Here is a 20,264-nt window from a genome sequence, read left to right as displayed (position 1 = left end):
TTTATAATCATGATCAAATCAATATTTTGATATAGCTTGCTCAAATTTTAATATATTTTGGGCTATTTTTATCACAGATTTCTTAACATTCAACACTTCTGTTTTCTAGGGTATAGGTTTCTTTTAGTCCACGGGCTGACCTTCCCTGACCCCGATGATCAAAATAGACCATTTGTAAATGATGACTGAGGGGAGAAAAGCAGGGTTTATAACTGGTGTGGTCTACTCCAGGTCCACCATGAATGATGAAAGCAACAGGTTTTTCACGTATTCCCTGTTCTTCAACTGCTAAACCACAACCGTCAATATCAAAATAGATTTCTGTATCTCTGATTTTTGCTTTCATTTTTAATTTACTCTTCAAAATAAACAAGATAATATTTAATCATTGTTTGGCGATCGCTAAATCTGACTAATAGGAAGTTACTGAATACCTCTGATTCCAAGATTAATTACCAAATTCTGTTAGTTGACATTTTTAGGGTAAAGTTAGCGATTCAAAATTAGCGATTCAAAATTAGCGATTCAAAATTAGCGATTCAAAATTAGCGATTCAAAATTAGCGATTCAAAATTAGCGATCGCATCGTTCACCGTAGGCATCACCCTACATCAAACTGACACTGGAACTCGCTTTTCTAAGCGATTTTTAAGTTCTAGATTCAGGTTATCACCACTGCGATGAGCTTCCCAGTTTCCAGAACCAAAGATACCTAAATCCCATGTTCCCTGCATGAAATCATCATTTTCGGATACATTACCCTGATAATTTACTGGTGTTTGTTTGTGGAGCAAATATTTTTTAGTAAATTGCACCCGTCGGCCAATTACTTCACCACTTAACCGGGCTTCTCCCAGATAACTGTCGTCAAGGATATTACCAGTCAATGTATTACCAGATTGAATAAAAGTTGCTTCAAACCGAGTCGGGTTTCCCTCTTGCCAGTAAGTTCCCAACCACATACCACTCAAGTCTGCCATAAGTTAGGTTTTTAAACTGTTAATAAAATATAGCAATCAAACATGAACGTGCAAGCCCAAGAAACCAAAACGAAATTTAATCCATCAGGAGAAGAACACAACCTAAATCAAATCCCATCTTGCTAAACATTGCCGAAAATAGAAGTTGAAGACTCTTATCAAAATTTGAACATCAAGGGGAATTCTGATTATCTTAAACAAAGGTTACAATATATTCAGGGGATTATTCATGCCGTTATAAATTATTGTTCCAAATAATCTATCACTGTCTCCAGGTCTAACATTGCCTGATTGAATCTATTTAACATTGCTTCTGCTACTTCTGGGGGAGCATCAACTTTTGCTAGTTTTTCTCTTACTACAAAGTCCAGGGCTTCTACCCACAATGCTAAATTGGTGTGCTGGGCTGCTTTTAATAATCCCATATTTGTAAGCACTGCTAAATGAAACCCAAGCTGGTTTTGTCCACCGTATCCCATGTATCCGTTACTCAATTCTAATTTTTGGGGCGTGAATTCTACATATTGGTCAAAGGTAATTCCAGTAGGTTCTAATTTTGGTTGAGGTAATGGTGGTTGAGTCATAATGTTAAGCAGCTAGTAATTTTGACATTTGTAACATTCTATTATTCCAGTTCTCTAATTCCTTAGTAAATTGATTTTTAGTTTCTGTGTAACTCCAGGCTTCTACATTAAATAACCAACGAGTTAGAAATCTTCCTAAATTTGCTAACTCAAAAGCATGATCAAATTCTACATCAGGGGCAATCCACTCTATAAAATACATTGTCTCTTTAATCAGAGTTCTGACTACTTCATTATTATCATGATCTCAAATATCGCCAATTGGAATCTGCTCAAACCAAAAGTAAAACTAAAAAACCGATTCCAACTGCATTTGAAATTTATACTGGGTGGGAAATTATTTCTGAACAGTATGAAGCTAATATTCAGAAATATATTGAATATATGCCATTGATTTGTGTAGCTGGTTCAGCCACAAAGCATGAAAATATTGATTTTTTTGATGAAGAAACCCTATTACGCCACTTTTCTGAATCTATCCTCAATAACATAGTTAATCATACACCCTCAACCATTGCCTTTGATAAACAAATTACAGATTCCTTAGTTTACTATTGTTTTTATTCTCAACATCATAATCCCCGCACAGCGAATGTAACCTTAGAAGAATATAAACAATGGCAGACATGGAAAAGTAAGATTACTCGCTCCCAATCAGAATTACCTTTTTATCTGTGTTTTCAACTTAACTCTCCTCCTGCTGAACAAATAGACAACTGGGAAATGCAGTTTTTGGTGTCTAGTAAACAAGACCCTTCTTTAAAGTTAGCTTTGGCAGATTATTGGCCAATGAATAAAAAAGAAAAAACTAATATTCACAAACATTATGGTAATAACTTTGAAACTAATTTGTTGTTAAATTTAGGATATGCAGCACGGATGTATCCTCAATTATGGCAAGGATTAGAAACAGATACTCCTATAGGAATGAAATTAACATTAGAATCAGCATTTGCATTTTTACAAGAAAGTGCTTGGGTGTTAGAAGATGCAGGTTTTAAAGTAACTGTTCCTGCTTGGTATACTCCTGCTGGTCGTCGTCGTGCTAAACTGCGACTCAAAGCTTCCGGTAACAGTCGTTCTGCAACTAAGGGAGAAAACAAAAGTTATTTTGGTTTAAATTCTTTGGTGCAATATGAATATGAATTAGCAATTGGTGAGGAAGTTGTTACTAAACAAGAATGGGAACAATTAATTAATGCTAAAGCTCCCTTAGTGCATTTTCGCGGTCAATGGATGGAATTAGACCGAGATAAAATGCAGCAATTACTAGAATTTTGGCAATCTCATGGTGAGGAAAAACCAGAGATGTCTGTCTTGGAATTTCTACAACGGAATGCGGAAGCTGGGGAAGATTGGGATATTGAACATGATGAAATTTTGTCAGATATGATGGTGAAACTACAAGATAAAAGTAGATTAGAACCAATTTCTGACCAATTAAATTTGCAAGTAAGTCTGCGAGAATATCAAAAGCGTGGTGTTGCTTGGTTAGAATATTTGGAACGGTTGGGTTTAAATGGTTGTTTAGCAGATGATATGGGTTTAGGGAAGTCGGTACAGGTAATTGCTAGACTTGTTCAGGAGAGAGAGTCACTTCCTTTTGAGAGGGAGATAGGAACATCGGAAGATGAGAAAAACAAGAAGGATAAAGAAGATAGAGGAAATAAGAGATACCAGAAAGAGTCGCTTCCTGTTGAGGGTGAGATAGAAACAAGGGAAGATGGAAAAAAGAAGAAGGATAAAAAAGATAGAGGAAATGGGAGAGATGGAGAGAATATCAACCGTTCTCAAACATCTGTGTTACCGACGTTATTAATTGCACCTACATCTGTAGTTGGTAACTGGCAAAAGGAAATTGCTAAATTTGCACCTCATCTTCAGAGTATGGTACATCATGGGAGCGATCGCATCCAAACTGTTCCTGAATTCAAAACCGCTTGTCAACAACATGATGTAATCATTACCTCTTTTACCCTAGCTCGCAAAGATGAAAAACTATTGCAAAGTATTGAATGGCAAAGAATTGTTTTAGATGAAGCACAAAATATCAAAAATCCTAAAGCTGCACAAACCAAAGCTATTCTCAAACTGGCAGCTAAACACCGACTAGCTTTAACAGGAACTCCTGTTGAAAACCGTTTATTAGATTTATGGTCAATTTTTAATTTTCTAAATCCTGGTTACTTAGGTAAAGAAGCACAGTTTCGTAAATCTTTTGAAGTTCCGATTCAAAAAGATAACAACAAAGTAAAATCTACTACCCTGAAGAAATTAGTTGAACCTTTAATTTTACGGCGAGTCAAAACTGATAAATCTATTATTAACGATTTACCAGATAAAGTTGAACAAAAACTCTACACCAACTTAACTAAAGAACAAGCATCTTTATATGAAGTAGTCGTCAAAGATGTAGAAGAGAAATTACAAACAGCCGAAGGAATTCAACGCAAAGGTTTAATTCTTTCAACTTTGATGAAATTAAAGCAAATTTGTAATCATCCTGCTCAATTTTTACAAGATAACAGCGAATTTTCCACCGAACGTTCTCATAAACTTAGTCGCTTAGTAGAAATGGTAGATGAAGCTGTTTCTGAAGGTGAAAGTTTGCTAATATTTAGTCAATTTACAGAAGTGTGCGAACAAATTGAGAAACACATCAAACATAATTTACATTGTAACACTTACTATCTGCATGGTGGCACAAGTCGCCAACGTCGGGAACAGATGATTACTGAATTTCAAGACCCGGATACAGAAGCATCTGTGTTTATTCTGTCACTAAAAGCAGGTGGTGTAGGGATTACTTTAACTAAAGCTAATCACGTTTTTCATTTTGATAGATGGTGGAATCCAGCAGTTGAAAATCAAGCCACAGATAGAGCTTTTCGGATTGGACAGAAAAAGAATGTATTTGTGCATAAATTTGTGGCGATTGGTACTTTAGAAGAGAAAATAGACCAAATGATAGAAGATAAGAAAAAACTGTCTGCTGGGGTGGTAGGAAATGATGAATCTTGGTTAACAGAGTTAGATAACGAGGCATTTAAACAACTGATTACTTTAAATAAAAGTGCAATTTTGGAGTAAAATAAGTAGTGGTAAATAAATTGTATATTTAGGAGAGGCAACAGGGAATAAATAAGGAATATAGGCATTTTGGGTTTCAATCAATATGTTAAATTAATTTTGCTCAGGTACTTATTATGGCTAAATTTAGTCGGACATGGTGGGGCGATCGCTTTATTCAAGCATTAGAAAATTTTACTGATGATAGTCGCCTGCAAAGAGGTCGTTCCTATGCCAATAATGGTAAAGTTTTGAATTTTGAAATCGAACAAAATCATATCACTGCCAGAGTCAAAGGTTCAATTAATCCTTACTTTGGCGTGTATAAAGAACCGACTTACAATATTTCTATTGAAATTAAAGCGATCGCTAAAAGTAGTTGGAATGAAGCTATTGAGCAGCTATCATCCAAAGCTAGTATTGTTTCTAGATTGTTACTGAATGAAGTTCCAGAAAATATAGAAGATACTTTTCAGGAATTGGGATTACACTTATTACCTCATAGTAGTAAGGATTTTAAAACTAAATGTTCTTGTCCTGATTATGCTAACCCCTGTAAACACATTGCTGGAGTTTATTATTTAGTTGCTTCCCAATTAGATAATAACCCATTTCTATTATTTGAACTACGTGGTTTATCAAAACAGGAACTTCAGACTAAACTAGCTAATTCTAACTTAGGTAAAGCACTAGCACAGGAATTGAATACCCAAGAAATTAGTTTAGAGTCTTCTACTTCGTTTTATACCAAGCTAGAAAAACAATCTGTTAGTAAAAAGCCCAGTGTAAGGGAATTTTGGTTAGGTAAAAAGCGTTTACCTCAAACTATAGAAGTACCAACTTCTAGTGGTGTTTCCGCAATTCTTGTTAAGAAACAAGGAGATTTTCCGGCTTTTTGGCATAAAGATAATTCTTTTATTGAAACAATGGAGGAATTTTATCAACGGGTGAAAACGAAAAATCAAAGTTTAATTTAGGGCTTCTTCGGTACTTGTTACACTAAATCTAGTTTAAAAAACCTATGTATATTTAGTTTTGGAAAAACCTGGCAGTATGAGAAGGGAGCATCCCAAATGTGTAAATTTATTTTTATCTAAGGTCAAAATGATTTAAGACCTTGATATGATTGAACCGCAAAGGGCGCAAAGGACACAAAGGTAAGAGACTTACAAAGGTTTTTTAGTGTTGCTGCCGTTATTTTTTCAAAATTGGGATGCTCCCGTATGAGAAAGCTATTTTCACCTTTTGTTAAAATAAAATATAGCCGTAGACAGAGTAGTTAGGACATCAATTAATCATGAAACTATTACTACAAAAGAGTTTTACTCCTGACTTCTGACTTCTGCTATAACTTCCTGCTACCGTATAAATTTATGACTTATTTGGATTGTTGATTTTCGTGGTTTAGGTGGAATGCAATTTATTGGTAGTCCTAAACAACCTACTTTCACAGTCTGTCAATTAGTGAAGGGCGTATATCAACAGCAAAAATATCGTTTAGGAGATATAATTGTTTCTGGACTATTTCCCAATTTGCAACTTAAACTTGATGATGTTATGCCATGTTAGAAAACCAGGCGTTCCATAAATGCGAAGGGAAAGTGAATCAGCCAATTTATCCGGGAGTTCGGAGATTTTATAAAAATGTTAATCTCACGCAGGAGAAAGGTTTTGGGTAAGGATTCAGGATAGAAAAAATGATATTGTACCTCTGTTAAAATCTTTCTAAAATGCACATGAGCCAGAAGTAGTAAAGAGAACACTAATGAGACGAGTTGCTATAGCCCAAAATACCTTAGAAATTCTTGATGTCGGTAGCTATATATATCCTAATGGCAATCAAGTTGATATCGCTCGCGAATTACAATATTGTTTTGATTCGACAAAATGCTATAGTCCTGACAATTTAGCTAAGATTGAATCCAGGGTACTCAATAGCATTCCTCGTTTCTCAGAGACTGGGTTTGAAGTCAGAAATGAGACAACTCTGATGGGAGCAGAACGCATAGCAAAAACTGAGCAATTTCAACAAATTGGTGTTTTAAATTTTGCTTCCGCGAAAAACCCAGGGGGTGGATTTCTTAAAGGATCACAAGCTCAAGAAGAGAGTTTAGCAAGAAGTTCAGCACTCTACAAAAGCCAGTTGAAATGCCGTCAATATTATGAATTTCATCGCCATGAGAGTTCACTTTTGTATTCAGATTGGATGATTTATTCTCCGAATTGCCCAGTTTTTAAAACCGATGATGGAGAGTTGCTAGAAAAACCATATCTTGTAGATTTCATTACCAGTCCAGCACCAAATGCGGGCATGATTCAAAAAAATCAACCGCAGTTAAGTGAAAAAATACTTTCCACTCTTATTAATCGTACATCAAAAGTTTTGAGTTTGGCAGTCGAGGGCGGTTGTGATGCCTTAATATTAGGCGCTTGGGGATGTGGAGTCTTTAAAAATGACCCAGAGGTAGTTGCCCAAATCTTTGCAGATTTTTTATTACCGGGTGGTCAATTTTGCGGCAGATTTAAAAGTGTAATTTTTTCAGTTCTTGACAACAGCAGACAACAAGATACTTTTACAGAGTTTTACCAGCGATTTTCTGGTTAAAATGTAGTTTATTTACTCGAAAATCGCTGTAATTTAGCTGGTTCAATGCACTATCCAATCTACAGTTTGCGCTTCAGTAATATCTGGTACTTCTAACCGATTCCTCAATTTATAAAGTACCTTTTCTGGTAATTTAGCAGTGCGATCGCAGTTTCTTTGCAGCAACTCCTCCCAAGAAGTTTCTAAATAAACAATGCGAATTTTCCCTTGATAATTAACAAACTGACGTATCAATGAACTCCGCAATTGACGACTAATATTAGTAGCATTCCAAACAAAAGATTGTCCAGTTCGCAGATAATCTTTAGCTAAAGCCTTCGCCGCATTGATCACCGCACCTTGGTCTTCTTGAGGTGAAATCTTCAGAGTTTTTCTGAGTTCATCTAAAGAAATTACAGGCCAGTCACAGAGATTTTCTTGAATCCAAGTATCTTTCCCTGCACCCGGTAATCCCGACATCATCACCACTTGCAAGCGCGTATCATCATAAGCTGCATAGTCTGGGTGGCCATTTTCCTTTTGAAAATAAATAAACCGACTATGGTCTGAGGGGAAAATACGCGGCTGGTGAAAACACTGATTTTCTTGGCAAAATTCCCGAAAAAAAGCGATTCGTTCCAATAATTGGGTTTGGTCATCACAATATCGCCCCCGAACATCCGCTTCAGCTAATAAACTCAACAGATCACAACGGATGATTTGACTGGTTTTAATTACTGCTTTCTCCGGGTTGGGTTTGTCCCAAAACCACAGCGGTAAACTACCGTATTTTACCAAAGCCACCACCGCCTCCCGTTCCCGGAATGGAACTTGTAAATCCCAAAGAATTTGCTGCGCCATCTTTGCACCTTGGAGGACATGACCTTTAGAGGAGATAGCACCATCAGTTTCTATTTGGGTGGCAGCAGGTTTAGCCACATCATGCAGCAAAGCCGCCGCAAATAACACTGAGCGTTCTTTAGCTGGTAATGTTTGCCATTCTGGTAATGCTACTAATGCTTCACATACTAATTTAGTATGAATCAGTACATTACCTTCTCCATGATAACGGGAGTCTTGGGGACATTCAGCCAGCGATCTCAACCAATCAAATTCTGTTTCTAATGCTTGCCAATTTATTGTCCAATTGTTTGCATCTGGACAATAGGGAAAAGTCCAATTCATATCTTTATCCTCCATTTATCTAATAGTGGCTAATATCAATTCGCCAAAATAAGGCAACAAAAATTGATTGATAATTAGGCTTAAAGGCGATTCTTAAATAAGGCTTTAAACAGAGGGATTAAAACTTACATCCAACCCCTCAAATTAACATAAAAGCCTTCTGAATTCTGCCTCCTACCTTCAGGCATGAACCACTAACTAAATAAATCCACATTGGGACCCAACAAATTAGGGATAATAGGACGGTTAAGCCAATGACTTTCAGATTGTAAAATAGTAGTCAAAAAGCTAGAACGCACATATTTATAACGTGCTGTTACCGTATCCCCTGGTTCAACTTTGATGTACAAACCTTCCATCAAACCACTTTGATCAGTTTGTTTGAGGGCAAGTTCTATATTTAATCCTTGCTGTTGACAAACTTGGGCAAAATTTTCTAAATATGCCGGGGTTTGATAATGAGATTTACCCAATAACCCCAACATTTGCTGGTAAGATTGCAGTTTGCCTATAAACAACACAGGAACAGAAACTAGTGGTAATCCTGCTAATAGCTGTTGACGGCGTTTAGTGCTAAAAAATACTTGAGTTTCTAAGTCCAGCAGGTCGTATTCTAAAAAGTAGTGGGGTAAAGCATCATAAAAAACTGTGTGCTTGGCATATAGCCATTCTCCAAAGAGAATAAAACGACTACCCAAAACTTCCCAAAATGCACTAGCGTGGGTATATGCCCATTGTTTAAACAGGTTAAAATGCTTTTCCCTGCCTCCACCTGTTAAATAATGTCCCCGACTTTGCAGTCGCAGTTGTCCATCAGCTGTAAAACTGATAGCTGCATTTGCACCATCAACTTTTTCTTCAATGACTAGATGCTGTGCTTGGATATTTGCAAAAGTAATGCTATCCAGGTCTTCATCCCCAGGTTGCGATCGCGAACCCTGAATATGAGGGGTACGCGGATATTTATAAATTTGTGACATGACTTTTATACCTTGGTGACTACAATCAAAATCATTGCGTAGGGAATCTTCACGAATAGGTATGTTTAAAGGTTGCTACCATTCGCGATAAATGAGAATTTGATTGAGCCAAGGGATTACATAATCGTTACCTGAATTTGTGTAATGTTTATATTATCTAAGACTTCACAAGCTGAAGCTAGGTTTCCAGAATTTTACACACAAACTGGGAAGATATGGGAAGCTTTGGGGTATAAACAAAACCTACGCAAAATCCTATTCCTTGCGATCGCATGAACTTAACGAGTAATGCGGAGAATTTTATCCCTCTGTGGAGGACAATTTCCCCTTCCATCACAGTTACTGGTGGTGACATATAATTCACCATCTGTCCCCATAATTGCTTCTCGCAGCCTACCATATTGGCCTTGCAAATACACCTCATGACGTTCAATTTTTTGGGGAGATTGGGGGTTGAAAACAACGCGCTGCAAGTGTTGAGAACGAAGAGTGGCAATTATTAAGCTGCCTTTCCACTCTGGAAGAGAATTGCCTGTATAAATTACTGCACCACCAGGAGGTAAAGCTTCACGCCAAACAATGGACGGAGTAACCATTCCTTTCTTTGATTCACAACGGTAGATAGTAGGCCAGCCCAGGTTGTCTCCTGCTTTTGCTAAACTGAGTTCATCGTGACCTCTTCTTCCCAAATCCCCACTAGGTCCGTGGTCTGTTACCCATAGTGTTGATTTATCCAGCCAATCAAACCCTTGAGTGTTGCGAATCCCAGTGATATAAACAGGATTGTTAGCATAAGGATTATCTGGTGGCACTTGTCCGTCAGGAGTGACACGCAAAATTTTACCAGCAAGGCTATTAACGTCCTGGGAAATTTGCGGTTCTCTGGCATCACCAGTGCCAATGTAAAGCATTCCATCAGGTCCGAAGCGAATGCGCCCACCGTTATGAAATTGCGCTACGGGAATATTATCAACAATTACTTTATCCGGTGAAGCAGTAAGTCCGTTCTGAGATAGTCGCCATCGTTCCACACGATTAACTTGTGATCCATTTTTATCAGCTGTGTAGTAAATGTAAAAAAATCGGTTTTCGGCAAAGTTGGGATGGGTGGCAATACCGAGTAAACCATCTTCACCGCTTTCTGTAACATTAATAGTAGCTACTGGTTGGGGAATCAGTTGACCATTCCGTACCAGGCGAACTCGTCCCGGTCGTTCGGTAACTAACATATCTTGATTGGGGAGAAAAGCTATTCCCCAGGGAACTTCCAGACCTGTTACTACTTCTTCTACCCGTAGTTTTACCTGTCCTTGTGAACCGAAGCCATTTTCTACTAAGGTACAGGCTTGATTGTTAGTAGCTGTTTGTTGGCTGACTTGTTGGGCTGTTTGTGTTTGTTGATTGTTAGTGTTGGCGGACTCAGTTGTTGCTAAGTTGCAAGCTGAAATTCCTACTACAACCATGCCAAAAAGTAATTTTGCTGCCAGAGTTTTTGTCTGTTTCATGATTTTTTTGTCTACAAAATTGCTACCTGTATGGTCTTGGGAATGGCAATCAGCTGATGTCTACATTGGATAATCCAAAAACGTTAAGTTATTGTAGTCGCTGCATCTTGCTACTTGGTTTTATCTGAATTAAATACACAACAGTTTAATAAATTTATTTAGTTCTTTCAACAATAGACAATTACCTCTGGCTCATTCGTGAGAGGATTGTGTAATAAGAAATTTTCTCTTTTTTTCTCTTTGAAAGAGGAGACTTTAAACTTGAATGAAAAAATTGTCAATTACAGCACTTTTGGAGTAAATGAGGTACACCAATTTTAGAAGGTAGTTTTAAAACTTGAAGTTCAATCTACTGTACCTCATAAACCTTGAATTTGCTGTATCAATTAATATAGTCAATCAATCCCAAGAGCGGGTTAATGGATCAATGGGTATACTTTGATCAATCTCAATCACGGTGATTTTAGCATTCTCCACCACCGTATTTCCCATAATTGTGTTGTGCATTGCCTCAAACTTCGATTCTTCTTCAGCAATGCGTTCGTAGTGCAGAATGACATGGTAATGCTTGGCAATTGGTTCTCCAGAGTCTGAACGCTCTACTGTTTCCCAATCTATATTTTGTCTTTCTTCCGCTATTCGGCGATACTCATCAGCTAGTTGTTCTAAGGCAATGGCGATGGCGTGTTCTTTTGTTTGACCATAACATTGCCAATTCTGTCTGGTATCATCTAAAGACGATGACATCTGGCAAATGTACTGTCCATTTTCTTGAGGTTGTACTGTGATTGTAATACTTGCAGTAATGTCGTTGTTCAGTTCCGTCATAATATTAAATGTGCTTGAAAGGTGAGGTTTTAAACCTTGAATGAAACGAAACAATTGTCAATTAATCAAAGATTTCTAGTCTTTCGATAATAAACCATTCATGATACAAAATTGCCAGAAAGAAGTTTTCATTTTTCAGGCGGTCACACACTGCCATAAAGCCAGAAAAGAAGGGATCATCTTCATAGGTGGTATCCGATAAAAATAGTGTAAGTGATTTTTTATCTTCAGCCCAAATAGAACGGATTATGGAAATATTGGGGTGATGAGATTTATCTACAGGTAATAATACTGGATATCCATCAATTTCCATAAATTCCGGTTCTTCATATTGCAAAACCGATGACCAATCTTCAGGTCCTTCATGTTTTTCAATAATTCTATCCCACCTAACCAGTTTGATTTTTTCTAATGTTTCTGGTGATAAATCTGATAATTTCATATCTTTTACCAAATCAAAAACTGAAAGTGATTGCTGTTCTATCAAATTCTAAATTAATGTTACAAATTCTCATAAATCTTACTCATCATAACTTTTGCCAAGCCTGTACAAATGCAATACTACTTTCCCAATTGACTGTTTGGTTGAGCAAACACTGGGTGAATATATCCTTTATAGCTTTTAATTCCTGTGGTGTCAGAGTCAAAGCTAAACGATCTAAATAACTTGGTCGGTTTGCATTGGAAGTGAACAATCTATTGAGAAAAGCTGATGTAATGTGCATTAAAGTTGAACTTTGCTCCAGCACCACTTCCACTTTCAAACCTGCTACTTCAAAAGACGTTCGCAAATCCTCAGCGTTCCAATTCAGTATTGAGTCGGAAGAATTAGTATAAATTGCTTCCTCTGCTGCTACTAAGCGACCGTATAACTTAGCACCTAGCTTTTGCTCATCTAGCAAACGATAAAGTCTTTGTGTATGCCGTGGTACAGTCTCTGCCAGTACAATTCTTCCTGACTGGGGTAGGATTTGAGCTAAAATTTGAGCAGCAGCGTTTTTATCAGGCTCGTTGACTAACGCATTTCGACCAATTATATAATCAAAATTTACACCTAACGCTTGAGAAGCTAATACAGCAGGTAACTCTGTTATCTTTGCAGTAACTACTATTGGTCGTCTGATTTCTTCCAACGTCGCAGCTTGTTCACGTAAAGCTTGGGCATCGCTTTCACTGCGAACACAAGCATAAACTCCACCTTCTGGGACATGGCGGACTGCTTCCCAGGTCAGTAAACCAGTACCTGCATTGATGTCTAAAACGACATGATGACGCTGTAATTGAGCGATGGTGAAAATGCGATCGCGTACCGTCGCCAACTGTGTGCCTATTTGGGAAAGTGTGCGTTGCAGCCATCGTTCTGAAGCTGCATCTATATTGCTGTAGGTGAGGATTTCTATTGGCTCAATACCTAAGCCGGACACCATAGCTGCAAGTTGAGCTTCACGGCGACGTGCTACCTGTACGTTAATTTCTCCCTCAAAACCTTGGGTTGATGGTTGGTAAAATACCTGTCCTTGCAAACTGGCTGGCAGATATTGTTGCGCTACCCAATGGTCACGATAAGCGTGAGGATAAAGATAGCCCGCTCCATGCCCAAAACCTTTTTGATCACGATTGGCATCTTTGAGGTGGGTGGGAACTTCTGCTTCTCGTTCCTGTTCAACTGCTGCTAAAGCATCGAAGAAGCCCATGATACTGTTGGACTTAGGTGCAGTTGCTAAATAAAGGGCTGCTTGAGCTAAATGATAACGTCCTTCTGGCATTCCTACACGGTCAAATGCTTCTGCACAGGCATTTACTATCACCACAGCTTGGGGATCAGCTAGTCCCACATCTTCACTAGATAAAATCAACATCCGTCGGAAGATAAAGCGTGGGTCTTCGCCGGCGTAAACCATTTTTGCCAACCAGTATAATGCTGCATCTGGGTCAGAACCACGTAAGCTTTTAATGAAGGCACTGATAGTATCGAAATGAACATCACCTTCTTTGTCGTATAAAACGGCTCGTTGTTGAATGGATTCTTCTGCAACTGCTAATGTGATATGAATAACACCTCTGGTATTGGCTGATGTTGACTGTTGAGTTTTCGGGGTGAATGGTGAATCTTCAAAGGTTAATGGTGTTATTGACTGTTGAGTTTTAGCGGTGAATGGTGAATCTTCAATGGTTAATGGTGTTGTTTCTACAGCTAATTCCAAAGCATTTAACAATGAACGAGCATCGCCGTTAGCAACATTAATAAGATGAGCCAAAGCATCAGGGTCTATTTTGATTGCTAAGTTTCCATAACCACGCTGTTTATCATTTAATGTTTGTTCAACAACACGACATAAGTCTTGCTCGTTGAGTGGTTTTAGTTGAAAAATACGTGAACGACTGACGAGTGCTTTATTAACTTCAAAGTAAGGATTTTCTGTTGTTGCTCCGATTAAGATGACTGTACCATTTTCTACCCAAGGTAGTAGGGCATCTTGTTGGGATTTATTAAAACGATGAACTTCATCTACAAACAGAATTGTTTTTTGGTTGTGGTATTTGCGCTGTTCTTGGGCTGTTTCAATGGCTGCACGAATTTCTTTTACTCCAGAAAGTACGGCGTTAATGGCAATAAAATCAGCGCGGGTGGTGTTGGCAATTACACGGGCAAGTGTTGTTTTACCAGTTCCTGGTGGACCGTAAAAAATTAATGATGATAGTTGGTCTAAACTAATGGCACGTCGCAGGAGTCGTCCTTGTCCGATGATATGGTCTTGACCAATAAATTCATCTAGAGTTCGGGGACGCATTCGTGCTGCTAGTGGTGCTTCTGTTTCTGTTATTTGAATCAAATGTTGGTCAAATAAATCCATAAATTATGTGAAAATTTGGTCAAATAGGATCGCTATATCAAGAACCTAACTATGTTCCGATACGTGATAATCCTATAGTTTTATCTGTAGGTAATACAGGATGGCAGAGCAAAATTAATTGCACATAGTTATTGAAAACAAAAATCTCTGTATTCCTTACTTCCTGATCCTTCATGTTCCCTCTTTTAAATATGAAATTTATTTGGCACAACTACTTAATACCGATCTAACCGGAATTGATATGACTCCCGCTGTAGCAGCATAATAATTATTACTCTATTAAAGCAAAAAAATGTTTGATGTGGAAAACCTACATTTTATTCTCATAAATTTAAACTTGTTCTATCCAGAAATTCTCAAAATCCTGATTTTTATCTCTACTACTTTATATCAAATCATTGCTTGTTGGTTAGAAGACCACACACGCCCACCAGGTAAAAGGGTGGATGTGGGAGGCTACTATTTACATTACGTTACTGCTGGTGAAGGATCTCCAACTATTGTGGTAGACCACAGTTTAGGAGGAGTTGAAGGTTATTTATTACTGGAAGAATTAGCAAAAATTTCACGGGTTTGTATTTATGATCGGGCTGGTTTTGGTTGGAGTGATATTAGTCCCTATCCTCGTACCAGTAAGCAAATTGTAGCTGAACTTGAGCAAATGCTAACTTGTGCAGGGTTAGAACCGCCCTATATTTTGGTTGGTAATTCTTTCGGTAGTTATAATATGCGTCTTTATGCCCATCTTTTCCCCGAAAAAGTGATAGGAATCGTATTAACTGATGGTTTACATGAATCTGGGATGCTGCAAATGTCTTTTACTCTCAAAGGATTACAATTATTTTTTATTTCTGGGTTTTTAATGTCTATTTTAGGTTCTAGTTTAGGAGTGATTAGAGTGATGAATAAAATCGGGGTGTTTGAATTGATTAAACCAGAATTGCGTAATTTTCCAGGTTCATCCCTGCAATTAGTTAAACGCTCCTTTTGTCGTCCTAAACATTGGCTGACTATGACGCAGGAAATTATGGGTTTGGTTGCTAGTGGTCGTCAATTACGCTGCGCTAATGATTTCAAAAAGTAAAGATAAGGTACATTTACCTTTTGTAACCGCCCATATAATCTTTGCCAATTTGATAAAGGTGTTAGTTGCAAAGTCTTTTCTCGAAACTGGTTTACACCTTTACGGAATACCAAACCAAACCCTTCCAATAATATTGGATAGGTGAGGGAATTTAACCAACCACCTAACTTTAAGGTTTGGGGAAGGGAGGGAAAGGGAAAATCAAAGTTAGCACTTTGAGGCATTAACGCCGCTAAAATAAAGGGAATTTGCAGTTTCTGGGCAATATCAAATCCCCAAATGGTGTAAGCTGTACCAATAATTACATCACTATCCTGGCAATTCTGCCAAGAATCAGCCATTGCTTCTGCCAATAATGGCGCAACCATTTGAGCATATTTCTGAATCAATTTTACAGGATTACTGGCTTCTAGCATTTGCTGTCCTGCTTCTTGTGCCATTAATGCTTGCACATCTCCACCCATTGCGGCAAATTCTAACCCGTAGCTTTGCACCATTTCTTGAAACGGGTGATGGGTGACTAATTTTACACTATGTCCGGCTTGTTGCAATCCCAATCCTAAAGCAATTAATGGTTGCACGTCACCGCGAGAACCTGTAGTTAAAATTATGATTCGCATATTTTTTTTATATTTTTTAACGAACTAGACTGTTCGGTTCGGTTAATAATGCTAATTTAGACCGTACAGTTTGGTTTGTCAAGAGATTTTAGACTAGACTGTACAGTAACAGGACTTACGCAAAATATCTCTCAAACCCTCATTCCTCCGTGTTCTCTGTGCCTCTGTGGTTCGTTTATCCCATACAGGACTTACACAACTGGCACATTGGTAAGGTGCGTCAGATATCAAGAATCTGTTTATTTCAGGATTTATGCAGTCTGACGTACCCTACAACTAAGTAAGAATGTTAAATTTACCCAGTTATGCCAAAACAACCAGATCAAACCTCTGCCAAAGCCGAACAAATCCTGCAAGGAGCAATGCAAGAGTTTCTAAAAGGTGGTTACGCCGATACCAGTATGGCGCGGATTGCCAGTACAGCTAAGGTATCGAAGGAAACTCTTTATAACTATTTTGCAAATAAGGAAGCGTTGTTTGCTGCTATCGTAGAAAGAATTGCCAAGCAACAATTTGAGGATGTATTTTCTTCAGAACCGTTGCCAGCAGATCCCGCAGAATGTTTGCGTAAATTAGCACCTAAAAGTTTAACTGCGGAAAATCTCGACCCCACAAGGATGAATTTTTACCGTTTAATTGTGGCAGAGTCGGGACGGTTTCCCGATTTAGCGCGATTGTATATCAAAGAGTTTGAAAAACCAAATTTAGCAGCTTCTACAGAATATCTGCAAAATTGCCAGGAGTTGCGAAGTTCTGACCCGGAAGCAGTGGCTTGGATTATTGCTGGTACAATTAATTTTTATTATTTGATGATGGAATTATTACATGGTAAACATGAATTGACGATGACTAGCGATCGCCTAACTGAAGCTCTAATTGAGTTACTTTTTCCTAAAAGTGATCGACAATAAATTACAGTTCTAGTTATTAACCATGATTCATGAATAACACAGAAGTAATTGTAATTGGTAGCGGTATTGGCGGTTTGAGTTGTGCTGCACTGTTGGCACATTATGGAATTGATGTCACAGTAGTAGAAAGTCACTCCATCGCCGGTGGTGCTGCTCATGTTTTTGAACGCAACGGTTACAAATTTGAGTCTGGACCATCTCTATATTCTGGTTTATCCTACACCCCTTCCCCTAACCCCCTACGTCAAGTTTTAGATGTTATTGGGGAAGATTTACCTTGTGTTAATTACGATACCTGGGGCTGTTATTTACCAGAGGGAAATTTTGATACTCAAGTGGGTGCTGATCAGTTTTGTCAGGTGTTACAAAAACTACGGGGAGATAAAGCGGTAGCTGAATGGCGTAAACTTCAGGAAATTATGACACCATTGGGTAAGAGTGCGATCGCTCTCCCTCCGGCTGCGTTACGCTATGATTTAGGTGCAGTGTTAACAGTGGGTAAATTTGCCCCGGCTTTACTCCAACAAGCTGCTAATGTTATCAAATTAACAGGGTCTTTTTCTAACATTATTGATGGTGTGATCACAGATCCGTTTATTCGTAACTGGTTAGATTTACTTTGTTTTTTGTTATCAGGATTACCCGCAAATGGGACAATAGCCGCAGAAGTGGCGTTTATGTTTGCAGACTGGTATCGTCCTGGTGTGCAGTTAGATTATCCTATAGGTGGTAGTGGTACGATAGTTAATGCTTTAGTCAGAGGTTTGACTAAAAATGGTGGTAAGTTAATTTTAAACGCCCATGTCGAGCAGGTTTTAGTAGAAAATAACCGTGCTGTGGGTGTACGTCTGCGGAATAGTCAGGAAATTAAAGCCAGTAAAGCTGTTGTTTCTAATGCTTCAGTATGGGATACTCTCAAACTTATTCCCCCTGGTGCTTTACCCAAATGGTATGTAGAAAAACAACAAAAAACACCTGAATGTGATAGTTTTATGCACTTACATTTAGGAATTGATGCCACGGGATTACCGGAAAATTTAGGTATTCATTATATAGTAGTTAATGATTGGGAAAAAGGCGTAAATGCGCCACAAAATGTAGTTTTAATATCTATTCCTTCCGTTTTAGATTCATCCTTAGCACCACCAGTAAAGCACGTTATTCATGTTTATACACCAGGAAATGAACCTTATCAAATTTGGCAAGGTTTAGAAAGAAATAGTGAAGAATATAAGTTATTAAAACAAGAACGTGCGGAAGTAATGTGGCAAGCTTTAGAAAGAATTATTCCTGATATTCGTTCTCGTTGTGAAGTCAGTTTGGTGGGTACTCCCCTCACTCATGGGCGTTTTTTACGTCGTCATCATGGTAGTTATGGACCTGGGATAGTTGCAGGAAAGGGTTTATTTCCTGGTGCGACTACTCCTTTATCGGGGTTGTTGTGTTGTGGAGATTCGACTTTTCCCGGAATAGGTTTACCTGCGGTGGCCGCAAGTGGGATGATGGCTGCAAATACTATTGTTCCGGTGCAGCAACATTTACAATTACTTAATGATATTGGGTAATTGGTGACTGGTGATTGGTGATTGGTAATTGGTAATTGGTAATTATTAACCAACAACTTACATCGTAAATGATTACCTAGACTCGATATGCTTGTAAGCAAGCTATTAGTAATCAGTAAATGGCTACGCTAACAACTTTTTTTCATTTAGATAATTAGTGTTATTCAGTTGTTGGTAAGATAACTGATGCTATAATTTAATCTGTGTTTTAATCTCTTTGAGGTCATAAATTATGATACAAACACAGAATATAAAAGGTTTAATTTTTAGAGAAGCTGAAAATAATAATATCAGAGCAATTGTTGATATTCATAATTCTAATGTTCGCGGTGAAAATGGCACAAATGAAAATGGTTTTTTATTGGCTAAAATCTCTGAAGAAGAGGTGTTAAATAATTTAAACAATTCAACTCAATATTTCGTTGCTGTTAATGAAAGTGATGATATTGTTGGATATTTATCTGTATCAAAACCAAAAATTACCGATGAATTTTTAAATCAAATAGTTTGGGAAGATAATGATTCTAAAAACAAAATTATCAATCACCAAGAACAGCACCTTTATATTCAAGTATTAGCAACTAAGCAAGAATATATGGGTAAAGGAATCGCTCAGTTTATGTATAAATCACTATATGAAAACTTTCCTCAGACATTGTTCTCATCTTTTATTGTGACAAAACCTATTTTTAATCAGCGTTCCCTTATTTTTCATAAAAAACAAGGTTTTAGACACATAGGAACTTTTCAATCCCCTCAATTAATGGATTTGCAAAATTATGAGAGTATTTTAATGTTTAAAGATATTGGATAATTATATCATTGATACAGTGAAATTGTATACAGCAGAATTCAGGAGTCAGGAGTCAGGAGTCAGGAGTAAAACTGGCTGATTGCGATGATTTTTGATGGTGATAATACCGAAATCATTGAGTTAAAAGTTCCCCAAGATTTATATTTTGTGATTGTGGATCTTGCTGCTGCTAAAAATACTCAGGTTATTTTGAGTAAATTAAATGAATGTTATCCTTTTGCTGAGAACAAATTACAAAAGAATGTGCAACAGTTTTTGGGTAAAATTAGTTATGAAATTACCCAAGCTGCAATTGAGGCTTTACAAACAGGTGATGCTGAAAAAATCGGTATGCTGATGAAATAAGCACAGGCAAATTTTGATCAATATCTGATTCCTGCTTGTAGGGAAGAGTTGACTGCTCCTGTACTTCATCAACTGTTGAATTATTCACCAATTCAAGAGTATATTTATGGTGGTAAGGGTGTAGGTTCTCAAGGTGATGGAACAGCGCAGTTTATTGTAAAAAATAAGGAATGTCAAGATAAAATTATAGATATAATTAATCGTGACTTTCCACAAATGCAATGTTTAAAGTTGACAATTTATAGAAGGGAATACAGGGTAAGCTCATCTAATTTGGTATAAAATGAACTTGACAAAAGAAACAAGATAAGCAGCAGCGAGCAGAGAAAAATTTGACTTGACATGGGAGCAAAAG

General features: G+C 37.6%; 20 protein-coding genes and 1 pseudogene. 10 read left to right on the top strand and 11 right to left on the bottom strand.

Annotated elements, in window-relative coordinates:
• Positions 1-82 precede the first annotated feature (82 nt).
• The 4 genes from H6F47_RS21280 to H6F47_RS21265 all read right to left on the bottom strand — a co-directional run bounded on the left by H6F47_RS21280 (position 83) and on the right by H6F47_RS21265 (position 1,766).
• Positions 83-346, bottom strand: coding sequence for a hypothetical protein (locus tag H6F47_RS21280; RefSeq protein WP_242027470.1), 264 nt, complete (start codon positions 344-346; stop codon positions 83-85).
• 265 nt (positions 347-611) lie between these two features.
• Positions 612-980, bottom strand: coding sequence for a hypothetical protein (locus H6F47_RS21275; protein ID WP_190650880.1), 369 nt, complete (start codon positions 978-980; stop codon positions 612-614).
• 242 nt (positions 981-1,222) lie between these two features.
• Positions 1,223-1,564, bottom strand: a complete 342-nt coding sequence (locus H6F47_RS21270) for a hypothetical protein (protein ID WP_096572966.1) — start codon at positions 1,562-1,564, stop codon at positions 1,223-1,225.
• A gap of 4 nt (positions 1,565-1,568) precedes the next feature.
• On the bottom strand, positions 1,569-1,766 hold the full coding sequence (locus tag H6F47_RS21265) for a hypothetical protein (RefSeq protein ID WP_242027469.1): 198 nt from the start codon (positions 1,764-1,766) through the stop codon (positions 1,569-1,571).
• 59 nt (positions 1,767-1,825) lie between these two features.
• On the opposite strand from H6F47_RS21265, the gene H6F47_RS28145 reads away from it, so the two are divergent.
• The 4 genes and pseudogenes from H6F47_RS28145 (at position 1,826) to H6F47_RS21240 (ending at position 7,238) form a co-directional block, all read left to right on the top strand.
• On the top strand, positions 1,826-4,654 hold the full coding sequence (locus tag H6F47_RS28145; protein ID WP_242027468.1) for a DEAD/DEAH box helicase: 2,829 nt from the start codon (positions 1,826-1,828) through the stop codon (positions 4,652-4,654).
• A 116-nt stretch (positions 4,655-4,770) separates the two neighbouring features.
• Positions 4,771-5,610 carry an SWIM zinc finger family protein gene (locus tag H6F47_RS21250; protein WP_137666065.1) on the top strand — a complete coding sequence of 280 codons (840 nt, stop codon included), beginning with the start codon at positions 4,771-4,773 and terminating at the stop codon, positions 5,608-5,610.
• Positions 5,611-6,016: 406 nt separating this feature from the next.
• Positions 6,017-6,202: pseudogene (locus H6F47_RS21245) on the top strand (Uma2 family endonuclease); the annotation flags it as partial.
• A 196-nt stretch (positions 6,203-6,398) separates the two neighbouring features.
• Entirely contained in the window at positions 6,399-7,238 is an 840-nt protein-coding gene (locus tag H6F47_RS21240) for a TIGR02452 family protein (RefSeq protein ID WP_190650878.1), read from the top strand.
• Between the two features lie 42 nt (positions 7,239-7,280).
• Here the strand turns inward: H6F47_RS21240 and H6F47_RS21235 are convergent, their stop codons facing one another.
• The 6 genes from H6F47_RS21235 to H6F47_RS21210 all read right to left on the bottom strand — a co-directional run bounded on the left by H6F47_RS21235 (position 7,281) and on the right by H6F47_RS21210 (position 14,570).
• On the bottom strand, positions 7,281-8,402 hold the full coding sequence (locus tag H6F47_RS21235) for an AAA family ATPase (RefSeq protein ID WP_199291248.1): 1,122 nt from the start codon (positions 8,400-8,402) through the stop codon (positions 7,281-7,283).
• Between the two features lie 194 nt (positions 8,403-8,596).
• Entirely contained in the window at positions 8,597-9,382 is a 786-nt protein-coding gene (locus H6F47_RS21230; protein WP_190650874.1) for an RNA ligase family protein, read from the bottom strand.
• Between the two features lie 278 nt (positions 9,383-9,660).
• Positions 9,661-10,887 (bottom strand): PQQ-dependent sugar dehydrogenase, encoded by a 1,227-nt coding sequence (locus H6F47_RS21225; protein ID WP_190650872.1) that lies wholly within the window; start codon positions 10,885-10,887, stop codon positions 9,661-9,663.
• Positions 10,888-11,286: 399 nt separating this feature from the next.
• Entirely contained in the window at positions 11,287-11,715 is a 429-nt protein-coding gene (locus H6F47_RS21220; RefSeq protein ID WP_137666062.1) for a hypothetical protein, read from the bottom strand.
• A gap of 61 nt (positions 11,716-11,776) precedes the next feature.
• Positions 11,777-12,157, bottom strand: a complete 381-nt coding sequence (locus tag H6F47_RS21215; protein ID WP_137666061.1) for a hypothetical protein — start codon at positions 12,155-12,157, stop codon at positions 11,777-11,779.
• An 85-nt stretch (positions 12,158-12,242) separates the two neighbouring features.
• Entirely contained in the window at positions 12,243-14,570 is a 2,328-nt protein-coding gene (locus H6F47_RS21210; RefSeq protein ID WP_137666060.1) for an AAA family ATPase, read from the bottom strand.
• A gap of 292 nt (positions 14,571-14,862) precedes the next feature.
• Between H6F47_RS21210 and H6F47_RS21205 the strand changes: the two genes are divergently transcribed.
• Entirely contained in the window at positions 14,863-15,654 is a 792-nt protein-coding gene (locus H6F47_RS21205; protein ID WP_190650870.1) for an alpha/beta hydrolase, read from the top strand.
• Here H6F47_RS21205 and H6F47_RS21200 read toward each other — a convergent pair.
• Positions 15,621-16,274: a glycosyltransferase gene (locus tag H6F47_RS21200; RefSeq protein ID WP_190650868.1), complete on the bottom strand. Its 654-nt coding sequence runs from the start codon at positions 16,272-16,274 to the stop codon at positions 15,621-15,623. The genes H6F47_RS21205 and H6F47_RS21200 overlap by 34 nt on opposite strands.
• Positions 16,275-16,579: 305 nt before the next feature.
• Here H6F47_RS21200 and H6F47_RS21195 point away from each other — a divergent pair, with 305 nt between their 5' ends.
• The 5 genes from H6F47_RS21195 to H6F47_RS28925 all read left to right on the top strand — a co-directional run bounded on the left by H6F47_RS21195 (position 16,580) and on the right by H6F47_RS28925 (position 20,191).
• Positions 16,580-17,185 (top strand): TetR/AcrR family transcriptional regulator, encoded by a 606-nt coding sequence (locus tag H6F47_RS21195; RefSeq protein ID WP_137666058.1) that lies wholly within the window; start codon positions 16,580-16,582, stop codon positions 17,183-17,185.
• Between the two features lie 29 nt (positions 17,186-17,214).
• Positions 17,215-18,750: an NAD(P)/FAD-dependent oxidoreductase gene (locus tag H6F47_RS21190; RefSeq protein ID WP_190650866.1), complete on the top strand. Its 1,536-nt coding sequence runs from the start codon at positions 17,215-17,217 to the stop codon at positions 18,748-18,750.
• A 232-nt stretch (positions 18,751-18,982) separates the two neighbouring features.
• Complete coding sequence (locus tag H6F47_RS21185) at positions 18,983-19,564, top strand: GNAT family N-acetyltransferase (protein ID WP_199291247.1); 582 nt, start codon at positions 18,983-18,985, stop codon at positions 19,562-19,564.
• Positions 19,565-19,648: 84 nt separating this feature from the next.
• Positions 19,649-19,909, top strand: coding sequence for a hypothetical protein (locus tag H6F47_RS28930; protein ID WP_347239102.1), 261 nt, complete (start codon positions 19,649-19,651; stop codon positions 19,907-19,909).
• Positions 19,910-19,957: 48 nt separating this feature from the next.
• Complete coding sequence (locus H6F47_RS28925; protein WP_347239101.1) at positions 19,958-20,191, top strand: hypothetical protein; 234 nt, start codon at positions 19,958-19,960, stop codon at positions 20,189-20,191.
• Positions 20,192-20,264: the final 73 nt, after the last annotated feature.

The organism is Sphaerospermopsis sp. FACHB-1094 (genome assembly GCF_014696195.1).
GTDB classification, from domain to species: Bacteria; Cyanobacteriota; Cyanobacteriia; order Cyanobacteriales; family Nostocaceae; genus Sphaerospermopsis; species Sphaerospermopsis kisseleviana.
This window is presented reverse-complemented; position numbering and strand designations above follow the sequence as displayed.